The sequence below is a fragment of the Dawidia soli genome, from assembly GCF_018598185.1.
GTDB classification, from domain to species: domain Bacteria; phylum Bacteroidota; class Bacteroidia; order Cytophagales; family Cyclobacteriaceae; genus Ohtaekwangia; species Ohtaekwangia soli.
This window is the reverse complement of the sequence record NZ_JAHESC010000014.1, coordinates 88,456-102,872: the sequence shown is the minus strand read 5'-3', so window position 1 is coordinate 102,872 and position 14,417 is coordinate 88,456. Positions and strand designations below refer to the sequence as shown.

The following is a 14,417-nucleotide window of genomic DNA, read 5'->3' as shown; positions in this document are numbered from 1 at the left end:
GATAATAGTTAGAACAGGCCCCGTGCCTTCAGCTCCAGGTATTTGTTGATCGTATTCACGGTAAGGTTTTCCGGCGCCGTCAGCAGCGCCTGTATACCGTGGCGGCTCAGTTCTTTCACGATAAGCTTCTTGTCATACGCAAACTTCTCGGCAATGACCTTGTGGTAAATGCCGCGCACATCGGCGGCATGTGTCGTGGTCATGGCCTGCAACTCGGTGTTCTCGAAGAAGATCACGACCAGCAAGTGTTGCTGCGCCAGGCTTTTCAGGAAAGGCAGTTGCCGGTGGAGGCTATGGATCGACTCGAAGTTCGTGAACAAAAGCAGCAGGCTGCGCTGGCTCACCTTGCGGCGTACGTGCGTGTATAACGTAGAGAAATCGGACTCACGGTATGCGGTCTTCTGGTTATACAGCACCTCGAGGATCTGCGACATCTGGTTGTTCTTACGTCCCGCCGGCAGCGTGGTGCCGATGGTATCCTGAAACGTAATGAGCCCCGCCTTGTCCGATTTTTTGATCGCGATGTTGGAAATGACCAGGCTGGCGTTGATAGCATAGTCCAGCAGGCTCATGCCCTGGAACGGCATCTGCATCACACGACCTTTGTCGATCAGACAATACATCTGCTGCGACCGCTCATCCTGATAATGGTTCACCATCAGGTGTGGTCTGCGGGCGCTGGCCTTCCAGTTGATATTGCGGAAGTCGTCGCCACTCACATATTCCTTGACCAGCTCAAACTCGGTGTTCTGACCAATGCGGCGGATCTTTTTAATACCCGCTTCCGTCAGGCGGTTGGAGATGGCCATCAATTCATACTTGCGCATTTGCAGGTAGGAAGGGTATACCGGCACCACGGCATCGTCCGAGAATTTATACCGGCGGCTCAGGAAACCGATCGGCGACCGCACAAAGATGTTGAGTGTGCCAAACGAATACTCGCCCCGCTTCACCGGCCGCAGGGAATACGCCAAAGTCTTTGTTTGGCCCGGCAATACGGTGAGCTTAAAGTTTAAGTCACGCCGCTGGAACTGATGCGGTATTTCGTCTATGATCGCGATGTCCGCGGCAAAAGGATAATAATTCTCCAGGTGAATGCGGATGTCGTTCGGGTCGCCGTTCGAAAGCTTCTCGGGTGTCATGCGGTACCCGTGCAGCCCCCTGCGCAGGCGGAACAGCAGCAGCGCATCGGTCAGGATCACGGCCAGCAGCAGCAGGAAGGCAGCCTGGGGGATCAGGATGGGCCACTCCAGCACAAAGGCGAGAATGAACAACATCACTACCGCGCCCGTGGCAGTAAAAAGCCGGTTTGTTAAATATAGTGGACGAATGAGCTTCACTAGCGGGGTACTTCGATTTTGTCGACGATCTGTCTTACCACCTCGTCCGTCGTGACACCCTCCATCTCTTTGTCAGGCGTCAGCACCAGGCGGTGGCGCAGCACCGGCAACGCGATATACTTGATATCTTCCGGCGTGACAAAGTCGCGGCCGTTGATCGCCGCATAGGCCTTGGCACTGTTCAGGATCGCGATCGACGCCCGCGGCGAAGCGCCGAGGAAGAGCGCCGGGTTGTTACGCGTCTCGTGCATGATGCTGGCGATATAGTGCACCAGGTTCTCTTCAATGTGTATTTGCTGCACCGCCTCACGCACCTGCCGGATCTGGTCGACGGTCAGCACGGGGTTCACTTCGTCCAACGCCACGGTACCCCGGCGGCGGTGGTGATTCGCGAGGATCGATACTTCCTGCAGCAGCTCGGGATAGCCCACCGTGATCTTAAACAGGAAGCGGTCCAGCTGGGCCTCCGGCAGCCGGTAGGTGCCTTCGTGCTCGACCGGGTTTTGCGTAGCGACCACGAGGTAAGGATACTCGAACGGATACGTAGTACCGTCGATCGTAACCTGCCGCTCTTCCATCACCTCAAACAACGCCGCCTGCGTCTTGGCCGGGGCGCGGTTGATCTCGTCGATCAGGACGATGTTGGAGAAGATCGGACCGGCCTTAAATTCAAACTCAGTCTTTTTAACGTTGAAGACAGAAGTACCCAGCACGTCCGACGGCATCAGGTCGGGTGTGAACTGAATGCGCGAGAATTTTACCGAGATGATCCGCGACAGCAGTTTAGCCGTTAACGTCTTGGCTACTCCCGGTACGCCTTCGATCAGCACGTGGCCATCGGCCAGGATCGCCGTGATGAGCAGGTCGATCATCGCTTCCTGGCCCACGATCACTTTGCCGATCTCTTCGCGAATGCGTGTTACACTGGCGTTGAGGGCGCTAAGGTCTACGCGGCTTTCAAATGCTTTTTCTTCCATGATGATGTGTTTTGTAGCTAGGAGAGATTGAATTTTTCAATACGGTCGTTGAGGTCGATCAGGCGGTCCAGCGCCACGTCGGGCCTGGACTGGATCAGGCGAACGACATTCACCAACGCGCGAACATCGTCTGCCGGCTTGCCCGATTTGCGGATGAGTGCCTCCGTAAAAGCGTCGTCCAGCTTGGTGGTAGAAAGCCAGTAGCGCGTTCGCACGTGCTCGAGCCAGTAGGTAATGAGCTTTTCGGCAATGTCTTTGTGGTCGCCGTGCTGGTAATACAGGTCGCCGATGGTGCGAACAAACTCCAGGGTAGTGTTGGCCACCGGCTTGATGATGGGGATCGTGCGCTGACGACGTTTGGCTTCAAACAAAATGAAGAGCAGCAACGCCAGGATGGTGATGAAGTAAGCCCACCGCAGCGCAGGCGTGGTAAGGATATAGCGCAGGGGCGTCTGAGCCTCCATGCGGCCCAGCTCATAAAACTCCGTCCACAGCAGGTCGTTGTCGGGCAGGTATGAAAGCGTGGTGGCCGCAAAGCGATGGTTTTCACCCGACAGGATATAGGCGTTGGTAAAGATCATCGGCGTGCTGTTAAGAATGATCCGGCCCTTGCCCCAGGGAATCGTCACCGTCACGGCCATGCCCAGGTCGTTTACCGCAGCCACACGCACATCCAGCGAATCGTTGGTGACGGAGATGCGCTCACCCATATTTTTCCGCGGGTAGATGTAGTGTGCAGTGTCCGGTAGCCCCGCGTTGGAAAAGCGAAAGTACGTGCTGTCCTTCGTGTCGGTGATGTACTGGTTATAGCCGTCTTCGTAGAAGTAGTTGGTGATATCGATCCCGAGCGTATCCGACAGCTTGCCATACAGACTGCCCACAGAAAGGAGCGCATGACCGCCCAGCGCAACGTTTCCCAGCATCGCCTGCACCTCTTCGTCGCCGGGCGAGAAGCTCGAGGCGACGATCAGCAGGTTCATCGGCGTGTGTACGCTGTCGTACAGCTCATACAACGTCTCGTTATTTTGTACAATGTCGCGATCGGAGAACTGGTCGTGCACCAGGGTATTGAGCGCATAGCCTCCAAACGGGATCTTGTGTTTGTGGTAATACGTCACACGCCAGTCCAGTTGCCGCGGGGCCAGCAGGTTAAAGGCCACGTAGATCATGACGGCGCCGCCGAGGTAGAAGATATATTTCCAATCCTTTTTCAACGCAGGTTGGTTTTCCAGGTGTTGAAGATATTGTTCACGCGCTGGTAGTGCTCGCCCGTGATGGCGAAGTTACCATACCACGCATTTTCAAAGTAGAAGTTCAGCTCGCGAAAGCCGGTCTTCAGCTCGGCCACCGACAACTCGCGCAGGTAATCGTGGTTGGTCTTGCCCGGCTCCCAATGAATGTGCTGCCGGTCGGAGAGCAGTTTCAGGCTATACAAGAACGTTAATCGTATCGCCAGGCGGTAGGCGTGATCGGCCAGCGCATCGGCGATCAGCTTGTCAAAGTCCATCTCGTGGATGTTCTCCTCCAGCACAGTGTGGTGCAGCGTGCTCCGGCTCTTCGAACGAAGCATGTTGAGGGCGTCGATCTTCAGCAACCGCAGAATGACATAGGTCAAAATACCCACCACCAGGATGCCGACGATCACATTGCCCCAATCCGTCGATTCACCCATAAAGAATAGCCAGCGGATGATCATGACCAGCCACATCATTAACCGGTCCCACAGCCCTACCACCGCCGGGCTGTCTTGCCCGTAGTCCATCTCGGGGTCCTCCTGCATTTGCCGCAACCTGGCCGGGTCCATGCTCCGGGCCCGGATCACCGTGCTGTCGTCGGGCGGAGCAACCTCCGGCACTTTGTCATCGTCTTCCGCTTCCACGACCGCATCCACCAGGGTGTCAATGGCAGTCTCCGGCGCCGGGGCTTCCTGTGCATAAGCACCGGCCGCCAGCGTCAACAGGAAAAGAAAGAAGAACGATCTAGTAATGTTCATCGGTTTGTTTAGGAGCACTGGTTTCTCCAAAAGATTCCAGGTTGTTCAGCAGGCCCCGGGCTTCCTTGAGCTCTACCAGGTTATAGTATTGAAACGCCAGCCCCAGCAACGGGAGCGCATACAGCATGATATTGCAAATGAAATAGAGAATAAAGAACACCGATCCCACGGCGTTCCAGACAGCCGAAGGCTCCTGGAACTCGGCGCCATCCACCTCGTGCAGGAACGAGAGAACCAGAATAATATACCAGGGGATCAGGAACACACCTGAAACGACCGACTGGATCAGCGTGTTCAATGCGCCCACGCCGAAGGTGCTCCACATCTTACCCCGTATCAGGTAGATAAGTCGTTGCACACCGTCGAAGAAGCTCACCGGCTCCACGGCCCGGATGATAAAGATCATCGACAGGTTCATCCCCAGTAAACCGGCCCCGGCATAAAAGCCGAGCACAAAGAAGATGGTCAGAAAGGGACTGATAGTAGCGGCCACGCCCATCAACAGCATCAGCGGTATGGAGAGGATCGTAAAGGCGATGATGCTCAGAAAAAAGTATGCCGTCAGCGTACCGAAGTATCGCCCGAAGTTTCGGCGCACATAGCCCCACACCTCGCTTACTTCGATCTGGTTGCTGCCCTTCTCGCGGTATAGCTGCATGTAGCCATAGACACAGGCGATGGTAATCACACCCCCGATCCACAGAAAGCCCAGGATCCCGACGATCTGCAGCAGGAACGTGATCGACGTGAAGTACTCTTCGATATTTTCAACACCCGAGCCATAGGCGTTGCCACGCGCAGCCTTGCTAAAACCCAGGATCCGGTTAAAGAAGTCGTTGATGAAGATGGCGCCGACCGCTACCGGAGGCCCGGCGATAAAAAGCAGGGACCGCGACAGCGACTTGAAATTTTGCCGGATGAACTCGAACACGACACTCATCTTCTGACTAAAGTCGCGCTCTTTCTGATACTCAATCAACGTGAAGTTTTCCATGTTTGGCTAGGCGATAAGGATGGTAAACAAAATAGAACAACATGATAAAAGCAGACAGGCCGATGATCAGGACCTTCAGTCCCCAATGCATAAACGCATAACGGGTAACAAACGACTCGATAAAGCCGGCAATGATAAAGAACGGCACGAGTCCCACCGCGATCTTTACGCCGCGCAACGCGCCGCGCTTAAAGGAGGCAAGACGGGAGTACGTCCCCGGAAAGAGCACGCTATTGCCCATGACAAAGCCCGCACCGCCGGCGATGACGATCGACGTCAGCTCGATGGTGCCGTGCAGCATCACCACAGGGCCGCCTTGCGTCAGCTGTTGCTCGGTATAAAAGAATGTCATAAAGGTACCGACCATCAGGCCGTTGTAGAAAAGCAACAGTCCGGTAAAGATGGAAGACACGGCCCCGGCCGCAAAGGCCCGGAAGGCCACCATGATGTTGTTCAGGGTGATGCGAAAGAACATGTCGCTCTCGTTGCTGCTTTCATACACGGCGGTGGGGTTGCCGTTGTGAATATTGTCGAGTGTCATGTTAACGTAATAGTCGCCCAGGATCAGGCGCGTAAACGTGTCGTCATACAACGTAGAGACCACCCCTACGACACCGGCGATCATAAAGATCAGCAGCGCATACAGCATCTGCTTCCGGCTGGCATATACCGCCGAAGGGATCTCGTGCGTCCAGAACGTGCGGAAGCGGCTCCGGTCTTCTTTTTTGTTTTTGTAGATCTCCAGGTGGATCTTGGAGGCCAGATTGTTGAGGTACGTCGTGACGCGGCTGTCCGGGTACTGCGTGCGGGCGAAGGAAAGATCGTCGGTGATCTGAATGAAGACTTCGGCCAGCTTGTCAGGGGTGGATGCCGCCTGTGCGGACAGTGTTCTTTCAAACTCCTGCCACCGCGCCTGGTTTCGTTTTACAAATGCAGCCTCTCTCACAGGGATATGCTCCGCTCATGCGGATGCCAAAAATGCACAATTTCTAAACGGCATACACGCGCAGCCGTTGTCATTGGCCGAAAATATTTTTGCCGTTTACCGCCGGGCTGCCGCCAGCGCGGCGTTCCACACACGAAACGTGTTTTTGCTGCAGATCTTCTCGATGTCTTCCGGCGAGTAACCGCGTTTCAACAAGACGTACAGCAGGTTGGGATACTTGGAAACATCCTCCAGGCCCGTGGGCAGATCGCCGTCCACACCGTCGAAGTCCGAGCCTAACCCCACGTGGTCGATGCCCGCCAGCTTTACGACATGGTCGATGTGGTTGGCCACCATCTCTACATCGGTGTTCAGCGACGGGTTGTCCTGACGGAACTGCTCCACGATCGGCTTGGCCAGCGAGTCGGTATACTTCAGATGCTTCGCTTCCAATAAGGCCGCCAGCCTGGCGCGGTTCTCCTGGTTACGGTTCACGACCGCCGAGTCCAGAAAAGCATTGTAAAAGTTAATGTGGATCACGCCGCCATGCTCACCCATCTTCTGGATCATATCGTCGGTCATGTCGCGTTTGACAGTGGGTGCAAAAACACGGCACGACGAGTGCGAGGCAATGCACGGCACCTTTGTCATCGCCAGGACCTGGTAGAATGTGCTGTCGTCAACGTGTGAGATATCCACCATGATGCCCAGGCGGTTCATTTCGTTGACCACGTCGCGTCCGAAAGGGCTCAGGCCGTTCCACGTGTGCGTGGTGTCGCCCGACGAGTCACAGATCTGGTTGTCCCTGCTGTGGGTCAGCGTGATGTAGCGAACGCCGCGTTTGTAAAAGTGCTCCAGGTTCTTCAGGTCGTTGCCGATCGGGGCGCCGTTCTCCATGCCCATGGGCAAAGAGATCTTGCCTGCCCGGGTGTTGGCCTCGACCTCGGCGGGAGTACCGGCAAAGGCAAACTTGTCCGACAGCGAGTCGGTGATACCGGTCACCATGCTGATGACCGAGTCTGCATAAGCCTTGCCCTTGTCGGGCAACTGCTGGTAGGAAGCGGGAATATAGATCGACATGAACGGCGCGTCCAACCCGCCCCGGCGGGCACGCACGTAGTCAAAGTCGCCCGTATTCGACTGGAGCGGAATGCCCAGGAACTCGCGCTCCAGCCGGAAGTGCCGCACGTTGAGCCGGTAGGGCAGGTCCACGTGGCCGTCGGCCAGAATGAAGACCTGTGCCAGCGAGTCGGCCACACGGCGCAGCTGGTCGTCGGGCAGGGCCGCGTAGTCAACAGGACCGGGGCGGCAGCCGGCCAGGACCGCCAGCAGGATCGTTACAAGAGCGTAATGTTTGCGCATCGTCCAGAGTTCTATTTGCATTATCTTTACAACGGAAAAGTTATCGAATTTCCTTCCTGATGCAAACTGTAAGTGTACGGACAACGCAAAATGTTTTTATTCAATACCCCGTTGCTTCCCTGGGCGACCGCATGGCAGCCGGCCTGATTGACACCGTCATCGTCGTAGCCTACATCGTGCTCATGGCCTATGGCATGAGCCTCGTAGAGATCGACTCCGCCGCCATGGGCATTTCGGTGCTGGTCATCCCGTCGATACTCTATCACCTCCTGTTCGAAATATTCATGGATGGCCAGAGCCCGGGCAAACGGCAAATGAAGATCAAAGTCGTACGTACGGATGGTACGCCCGCCACCATCGGCAACTACCTGCTGCGGTGGCTGCTGCGCCTCATCGAAGTACAGGCAGCGCAAGGCATGATCGCGGTGATCACCATCGCCTGGAACGGCCGCGGCCAACGCCTGGGCGATATCGCTGCAGGCACGACGGTCGTAAAGCTGGTCAAGCAGCAAGACGTCACCGCCGCCGAGATCTTCACGCTCGCGGCGGAAGATTATGTGCCCCAGTTCCCCAACGTGACGATGCTCACCGACCGCGATGCCGAGCTGATCCAGCAAGCGCTGGAGGTATATCGCCGCCACGACAACCTGCATCCGGCCATGATCGTCACCGAAAAGATCAAGACCAAGCTGGGCATACAGACCGACATGACCTTCGAGGCATTCCTGACGACGATCCTCAAAGACTACAGCCAACTGACGGCCGGCAAGTGAGTACACACGAAACACTTCCCACGTACACACGCGCACAACTGGCCTTGCGCAATGGCCAGGACAAGCCGCAGGTATGGGTGGCATACAAAGGACTCATTTACGATGTGGGCCGCTCGCGTTTGTGGCGGGACGGCAAGCATTATGAGCACTGGGCAGGGCAGGATCTCACCGACGAGCTCAAGGATGCACCACACACCGATTCCGTTTTCGAAAAATTTACCGTTACCGGACGTTTATTACCATAACCGGACAAGCATAAGCATTAAAAGATTGTAAATTTTACCAGACACACGAACACATTTCATTCGGTTGTTTTTTGTTATTATTTACTCTTTTAGTTTTGCCAGGTTGAAAGACGGCATCCCCGCTTTCAATTGATTAATTTTGCCAAACCAGTAGCACGCGCATGATTCTTATAGCAGACAGCGGAGGCTCCAAAATCGATTGGAGATTCATTCAAAAAGACGGATCGATAGGCCAGGCCAACACGCCCGGATTTAATCCGTATTACCAACCCATCGAAGACCTCAAAAAGAACGTGCAGGATGTGCTGTTGCCGAAAATCAATAATCAGGGTGACGTCAGCAAGATCTTTTTCTACGGCGCCGGCGTATCGTCGGTAAAGAATCAGCTGACCATCAAGAGTGCGTTCCTCGAGTTCTTTCCCGAAGCGCAGATCGAGATCGGCTGGGACCTGCTCGCCGCCGCGCGTGCACTGTGCGGACATGAAGCCGGCATCGCCTGCATCATGGGCACCGGCTCGAACTCCTGTCTTTACGACGGTACTGCCATTGTCGACAACGTCGCCAACCTCGGCTGGATCCTCGCCGACGAAGGATCGGGCGCCCACCTGGGCCGCCAGTTCCTGGTAGACTACCTGCGCAACAAACTGCCGCAGACCCTCGCCGCCCAGTTCCACGAGCGCTTTCCGCTTACCCGCGAAGAGTTCCTCGAAAAAGTATACCAGCAGGAGCGCCCCAGCGCCTTCCTCGCAAGCTTCACCAAGTTCCTCTTCCAACACCTGAAAGAGTCGTATTGCTACGACCTGGTATACCGCAGCTTCTCGGAGTTCTATGAGAACAACGTGATGCAGTACAAAAACTACCAGGACCTCAAAGTGCACTTTACCGGCTCCATCGCCTTCTACTTCAGCGACGTGCTGCGCCAGGTGGCCAATGATAAGGGCATCACGGTCAAGAACATTTTGGAAGGGCCCATCGCCGGCCTGACCCTGTATCACCAGAACGAATCAAACTAACACACACGTGGCAGCTACCACCGAATCCTCATCGCACTACGACCACCTCGAGCAGATGAGCGTGCGCGAGCTGCTCGAAAACATCAACCGCGAAGACCAGACCGTGCCCCATGCGGTGCAAAAGGTCATTCCGCAGATTGAAGCCCTGGTGCACGTCATCGTCGACCGCATGCAGGCCGGCGGCCGCCTGTTCTACATTGGCGCCGGTACCAGCGGTCGCCTGGGCGTGGTCGATGCGTCGGAGATCCCGCCGACCTTTGGCGTACCCCACGGGCACGTTATTGGTATCATAGCCGGTGGTGACAGAGCCATTCGCCGGGCAGTCGAGAACGCCGAAGACGACGCCGAACAAGCCTGGAAAGATCTGCAGGAGTATAACATCGGCCCCCGCGACGTGCTGGTGGGCATTGCCGCCTCGGGCCGCACACCGTACGTGATCGGCGGACTGGCCACGGCGCGCAAGCACAACATCGCGACCGGATGCATCGTATGCAATGCCGGCTCAGCCGTGGCCCGGGAATCAGAATTCCCGGTGGAGATTGTGGTGGGGCCGGAATTCCTCACTGGCAGTACACGCATGAAGTCCGGCACAGCCCAAAAGCTGGCCCTGAACATGATCACGACCTCGGTCATGATCCGTCTGGGACACGTGCGGGGTAATAAGATGATCGACATGCAACTGACCAACCACAAGCTGGTGGGCCGGGCGGTGAACATGATCGTAGACGAGCTGGGCATTTCGACCGAGAAGGCTGAACAACTGCTGCGCGAACACGGTTCTGTCAGAAAGGCTATCGATAGCCAACAATGACATGCACGAGATAGAACCCTACTACAACTGGCTCAAGTATTACGATCCGGCAGAAGATGAGCGCTCGCCCTTCTACGGCAAAGAGTATAACTTCGATAAGTACTCCGAAACCATCTACGGCTATTACATCGACCCGGCCTGGGACAGCATCGGCTCGGAAACACTATACATCAAGATCCTCTACGCCGACTACGACGCCGGCTACTGTGTCATCGAGTTTATCGGCGAATGGAACGATACCCTGCACAACGACATCATGACGCTCAAGCGAAATATACTCGAGGTGCTGCTCAACGAGGGTATCAATAAGTTTATTCTGATCGGCGAGAACATCATGAACTTCCACGGCTCCGACGACTCGTATTACGAAGAGTGGTTTGAAGAAGTAGGCGATGGATGGATCGCGGCGGTAAACTTCCCGGAGTTTGTGCGCAACGAATTTCAACGCTATCACATCGACCAGTATATCAACATGGGCGGCACGCTCCAGATAGACCGTTGGCGTACCCTGCTGCCCAACGTATTTTATGATCTGGTCAGCAATTTCATTCAAAGAAGACTGAACTGAACGTCGCTTACCTGGGCGTCGGCCGGCACGAGGTAGTCACGCTTCGACTTCAGCTCGCGGCATACCACGCGCGTACGGCGCAGCTTACCCTTTTGAAAATAACGATCCTGTAATTTAAAGATGCTGCCTTCGGGAATCTCCGACAGGGTGGCGTACCGGTGGGCATCCTTGTCGAATTTGCGTAGGGCCAGGGTTAACTGGGCGTCGGCAAAGGAACTGGCCTTCGGATTGACCATGTGGCGTCTTAGGACATGTAAGATTTCTTCCGGAAACACAGTTTCCCAAAGCATGGGGACCAAAAGTTCGGTAAACATCGTCTTCCATTCCTCGCCGTGCGGATCGACCCGGGCCCCGTGTTTCAGGTATACGCGCAGGTGTGCAACCTCGTGCACATACGTTACCAGGAAAGTATAGGGATTCAGGTCATGATTCAGCGTAATACGGGGGTGACTGCGGGTATTACGGCTGGTAAAATCACCCACCTTGGTCTGCCGGCTTTTGGTCAGCTTGAGCTCAAACGGGCTCTCCTGCCACAAGGCAAAACAATACTCCACCGAAGTGGGCGGTAGGTGTTGCTGTAATATCGGTAAAACCTTGTCTGGACGCATATAAAAGCAAAAAGGCTTTAGATTACTAAAGCCTCTTGATAACAATCTTTTCAGACTGATTAGTGAGCCGGAGCAGCTGTGGTGTCAGTTGCTGTAGTGTCAGCGACTGTAGTGTCAGCTGCAGGAGCTGCAGGAGCAGGAGTTTCTACTGCAGTTGAGTCAGCAGCAGTCTCAGTTTCAGCTTTCTTGCCACAAGCAACGAATGCCAGTGCGAAGCCGCAAACAGCTGCGAATGCGATTACTTTTTTCATAGTTTACAGGTTTTAAAAAATTTACCGCAAATATACTACGATTCTTTCGATCGGTTTCAAGGGGTAATAAAATTTTATTTTTTACGGAAGATCAGCCGCACCGGCACCCCCTCGAAAGTAAAGTGCTCTCGGATCTTGTTTTCCAGGAACCGCTGGTAGGACTCCTGGATGTACTGCGGCAGGTTGCAGAAGAACGCAAACGATGGAAATCGTGCATTTACCTGTGTTATGTACTTGATCTGGATCAGCTTACCCTTGATCGACGGCGGCGGATAATGCTCGATTTCGCGCAACATGATATCGTTGAGCTTCGAGGTAGGCACCTTTTTCGTCTTGTTTTCATACACTTCGACCGCCTTCTCCACCACCTGGAAGATTCGTTGTTTTTCCAGAACGGAAGCAAAAATGATCGGAATGTAGTCGATCGGCGCCAGCTTTTCCAGAATATCCTTCTTGAACTTGTCCGCCGTCTTGGAGTCCTTTTCGATCAGGTCCCATTTGTTGACCATGATCACCATGCCCTTGCCCTGCCGTTGTGCCAGGCTGATCAGGGCAACATCCTGCGACTCCATACCTCGCGCCGCGTCGATCACCACGATCACTACGTCACTCTCTTCCAATGCACGCAACGACCGCAGTACCGAATAGAACTCGACATCGTCTTTTACCTTACCCTTTTTGCGTACCCCGGCCGTGTCGACCAGGATAAAGTCTTTACCGAAAAGTTTATAGCGGGTATGGATCGCATCGCGGGTCGTACCGGCTTCATCGGTTACAATAGTACGCTCCGTGCCGAGCAGCGCGTTGAGGAATGACGACTTCCCGACGTTCGGGCGCCCAACGATCGTGATCCTGGGAATGCCCGCGTCCGGATCTTCCGTTCCTTCTGATGGAAATACCTTGACCACTTCGTCCAGCAGCTCACCCGTGCCTCCGCCATTCTCGGCCGAGATGGGAAAGATCTCGCTGTCCAGTCCCAGTCCATAAAACTCGGCGGCCAGGATCGACTTGTCGGGTGTGTCGGCTTTGTTGGCGGCGACAAAGATCGGTTTCTTCGAGGCGCGCAGAACGTTGGCGAACTCTTTATCAAATCCTGTCAGGCCATCGCGGCAGTCTACCATAAAGATGATGACAGATGCTTCGTCGATCGCCAGCTTTACCTGCTTGCGTATTTCCGACTCGAACTTGTCTTCCGAACCGGTAACAAAACCACCCGTGTCAATGACAGTAAAGAATTTGCCGACCCATTCTGCATAGCCGTAATGCCGGTCGCGGGTCACGCCCGGCTCGTTATCCATAATGGCCTGACGTTTCTCCACCAGCCTGTTAAAAAAGGTAGACTTCCCGACGTTCGGCCTTCCTACTATTGCTACAATATTTGCCATGTTCTCTTATCCGTGTGTGCTATTTCGATCGTATTATTCCAGGTATCCGAACTGCCGCAGCTTGAACTTTTCCTTGCGCCAGTTGTCGGCCACCTTTACGTGTGTTTCGAGGAATATCTTTTTTGCGAAGAATGCTTCCATGTCCTTTCGCGCTTCCATACCCACCTTCTTCAGTGAGCTGCCCGCCTTGCCGATAATGATGCCCTTCTGCGAGTCACGTTCCACATAAATGGTCGCGGCAATGCGGATAATGTCCGCCTCTTCTTTAAAGGACGTCACCGACACCTCCGTGCTATACGGTATCTCCTGCTCATAATTCAGGAAGATCTTCTCGCGAATGATCTCCTGTGCAAAGAAGCGTTCGGTACGGTCGGTAAATTCGTCTTGCGGGAAGTACGCCGGGTGTACGGGCATCAACGTCAGCAGCTTCGGCAACAAGGTATCCACCTGCGCACCGGTTTTTGCCGACACCGTCACCACCTCGCGGAGGTTTGGCAGCGAGTTTTTCCAGTAAGCGATCTTCTCGTTGACTTGCGAATCTTTAATCAGGTCGATCTTATTTAATACAAGCAGGATGGGAGTCGTCAAATGTTTGAAGCGCTCAAAAAGCTCCGCATCAAAAGCATCTTCCACCGATACAACCAGCAAAATAGCATCTGCGTCCTCCAGCGAAACCTTCACAAAGCTCATCATGGCCTCGTGCAAAGAGTATTTTGGTTCGAGAATGCCCGGAGTATCAGAATAAACTACCTGAAAATCGTCGCCATTCAGAATTCCCATGATGCGATGACGTGTTGTTTGTGCTTTTGCGGTGATGATGGAGAGGTTCTCACCCATGAGTTTATTCATGAGCGACGACTTCCCCACGTTGGGTTTACCAACGATGCTCACAAAGCCCGCCTTAAAATTAGATGCTTCAGCCATAAATGATTTTACAAAGGTAACTTGTTTTTTATATGTGAGTAATCTACTTTTGCAAACGATTTGACCAAAGCCCCTAAAAAGGCAGAAAAACGCAGATCAATTTTCGCAGCCGGCGAACTTTTTAGAGAAATAAGTCATTATAAAGATACATCGCGGTTCGAACAACTAGTTCGGATGCTACGTAGACAAAACATATCGCGGGGTGGAGCAGTTGGTAGCTCGTTGGGCTCATATCCGCCAGGCGGCGG

General features: G+C 54.4%; 16 protein-coding genes. 5 read left to right on the top strand and 11 right to left on the bottom strand.

Features of this window, described 5'->3' with window-relative positions; translation table 11 throughout:
* Positions 1-8: 8 nt before the first annotated feature.
* The 7 genes from KK078_RS11605 to KK078_RS11575 form a co-directional block, all read right to left on the bottom strand.
* Positions 9-1,340, bottom strand: coding sequence for a DUF58 domain-containing protein (locus tag KK078_RS11605; RefSeq protein WP_254090440.1), 1,332 nt, complete (start codon positions 1,338-1,340; stop codon positions 9-11).
* Positions 1,340-2,317 carry an AAA family ATPase gene (locus tag KK078_RS11600; RefSeq protein ID WP_254090439.1) on the bottom strand — a complete coding sequence of 326 codons (978 nt, stop codon included), beginning with the start codon at positions 2,315-2,317 and terminating at the stop codon, positions 1,340-1,342. Before KK078_RS11600 ends, KK078_RS11605 begins: the two co-directional genes overlap by 1 nt.
* A gap of 17 nt (positions 2,318-2,334) precedes the next feature.
* Positions 2,335-3,531: a DUF4350 domain-containing protein gene (locus tag KK078_RS11595; protein WP_254090438.1), complete on the bottom strand. Its 1,197-nt coding sequence runs from the start codon at positions 3,529-3,531 to the stop codon at positions 2,335-2,337.
* Complete coding sequence (locus tag KK078_RS11590; RefSeq protein WP_254090437.1) at positions 3,528-4,310, bottom strand: DUF4129 domain-containing protein; 783 nt, start codon at positions 4,308-4,310, stop codon at positions 3,528-3,530. The genes KK078_RS11595 and KK078_RS11590 overlap by 4 nt, the downstream gene beginning before the upstream one ends.
* Complete coding sequence (locus tag KK078_RS11585) at positions 4,297-5,304, bottom strand: hypothetical protein (RefSeq protein ID WP_254090436.1); 1,008 nt, start codon at positions 5,302-5,304, stop codon at positions 4,297-4,299. Before KK078_RS11585 ends, KK078_RS11590 begins: the two co-directional genes overlap by 14 nt.
* Positions 5,282-6,250 carry a stage II sporulation protein M gene (locus tag KK078_RS11580; protein ID WP_254090435.1) on the bottom strand — a complete coding sequence of 323 codons (969 nt, stop codon included), beginning with the start codon at positions 6,248-6,250 and terminating at the stop codon, positions 5,282-5,284. The genes KK078_RS11585 and KK078_RS11580 overlap by 23 nt, the downstream gene beginning before the upstream one ends.
* Positions 6,251-6,346: 96 nt before the next feature.
* Positions 6,347-7,612 (bottom strand): dipeptidase, encoded by a 1,266-nt coding sequence (locus KK078_RS11575; RefSeq protein ID WP_254090434.1) that lies wholly within the window; start codon positions 7,610-7,612, stop codon positions 6,347-6,349.
* A 38-nt stretch (positions 7,613-7,650) separates the two neighbouring features.
* Here KK078_RS11575 and KK078_RS11570 point away from each other — a divergent pair, with 38 nt between their 5' ends.
* The 5 genes from KK078_RS11570 to KK078_RS11550 all read left to right on the top strand — a co-directional run bounded on the left by KK078_RS11570 (position 7,651) and on the right by KK078_RS11550 (position 11,001).
* Complete coding sequence (locus KK078_RS11570; RefSeq protein ID WP_254090433.1) at positions 7,651-8,364, top strand: RDD family protein; 714 nt, start codon at positions 7,651-7,653, stop codon at positions 8,362-8,364.
* Positions 8,361-8,609 (top strand): cytochrome b5 domain-containing protein, encoded by a 249-nt coding sequence (locus KK078_RS11565; protein WP_254082265.1) that lies wholly within the window; start codon positions 8,361-8,363, stop codon positions 8,607-8,609. Before KK078_RS11570 ends, KK078_RS11565 begins: the two co-directional genes overlap by 4 nt.
* Positions 8,610-8,770: 161 nt before the next feature.
* Positions 8,771-9,622, top strand: coding sequence for an N-acetylglucosamine kinase (locus tag KK078_RS11560; protein ID WP_254090432.1), 852 nt, complete (start codon positions 8,771-8,773; stop codon positions 9,620-9,622).
* Between the two features lie 7 nt (positions 9,623-9,629).
* Positions 9,630-10,433 (top strand): N-acetylmuramic acid 6-phosphate etherase, encoded by an 804-nt coding sequence (gene murQ, locus KK078_RS11555; protein WP_254090431.1) that lies wholly within the window; start codon positions 9,630-9,632, stop codon positions 10,431-10,433.
* 1 nt (position 10,434) lies between these two features.
* On the top strand, positions 10,435-11,001 hold the full coding sequence (locus KK078_RS11550) for a hypothetical protein (protein WP_254090430.1): 567 nt from the start codon (positions 10,435-10,437) through the stop codon (positions 10,999-11,001).
* Here the strand turns inward: KK078_RS11550 and KK078_RS11545 are convergent.
* The 4 genes from KK078_RS11545 to era form a co-directional block, all read right to left on the bottom strand.
* Complete coding sequence (locus KK078_RS11545) at positions 10,983-11,609, bottom strand: SprT-like domain-containing protein (RefSeq protein WP_254090429.1); 627 nt, start codon at positions 11,607-11,609, stop codon at positions 10,983-10,985. The genes KK078_RS11550 and KK078_RS11545 overlap by 19 nt on opposite strands.
* A 59-nt stretch (positions 11,610-11,668) precedes the next feature.
* Positions 11,669-11,860, bottom strand: a complete 192-nt coding sequence (locus KK078_RS11540) for a hypothetical protein (RefSeq protein ID WP_254090428.1) — start codon at positions 11,858-11,860, stop codon at positions 11,669-11,671.
* A 74-nt stretch (positions 11,861-11,934) separates the two neighbouring features.
* Entirely contained in the window at positions 11,935-13,245 is a 1,311-nt protein-coding gene (gene der, locus KK078_RS11535; protein WP_254090427.1) for a ribosome biogenesis GTPase Der, read from the bottom strand.
* A gap of 33 nt (positions 13,246-13,278) precedes the next feature.
* Positions 13,279-14,169, bottom strand: a complete 891-nt coding sequence (gene era, locus KK078_RS11530; RefSeq protein WP_254090426.1) for a GTPase Era — start codon at positions 14,167-14,169, stop codon at positions 13,279-13,281.
* Between the last annotated feature and the right edge of the window lie 248 nt (positions 14,170-14,417).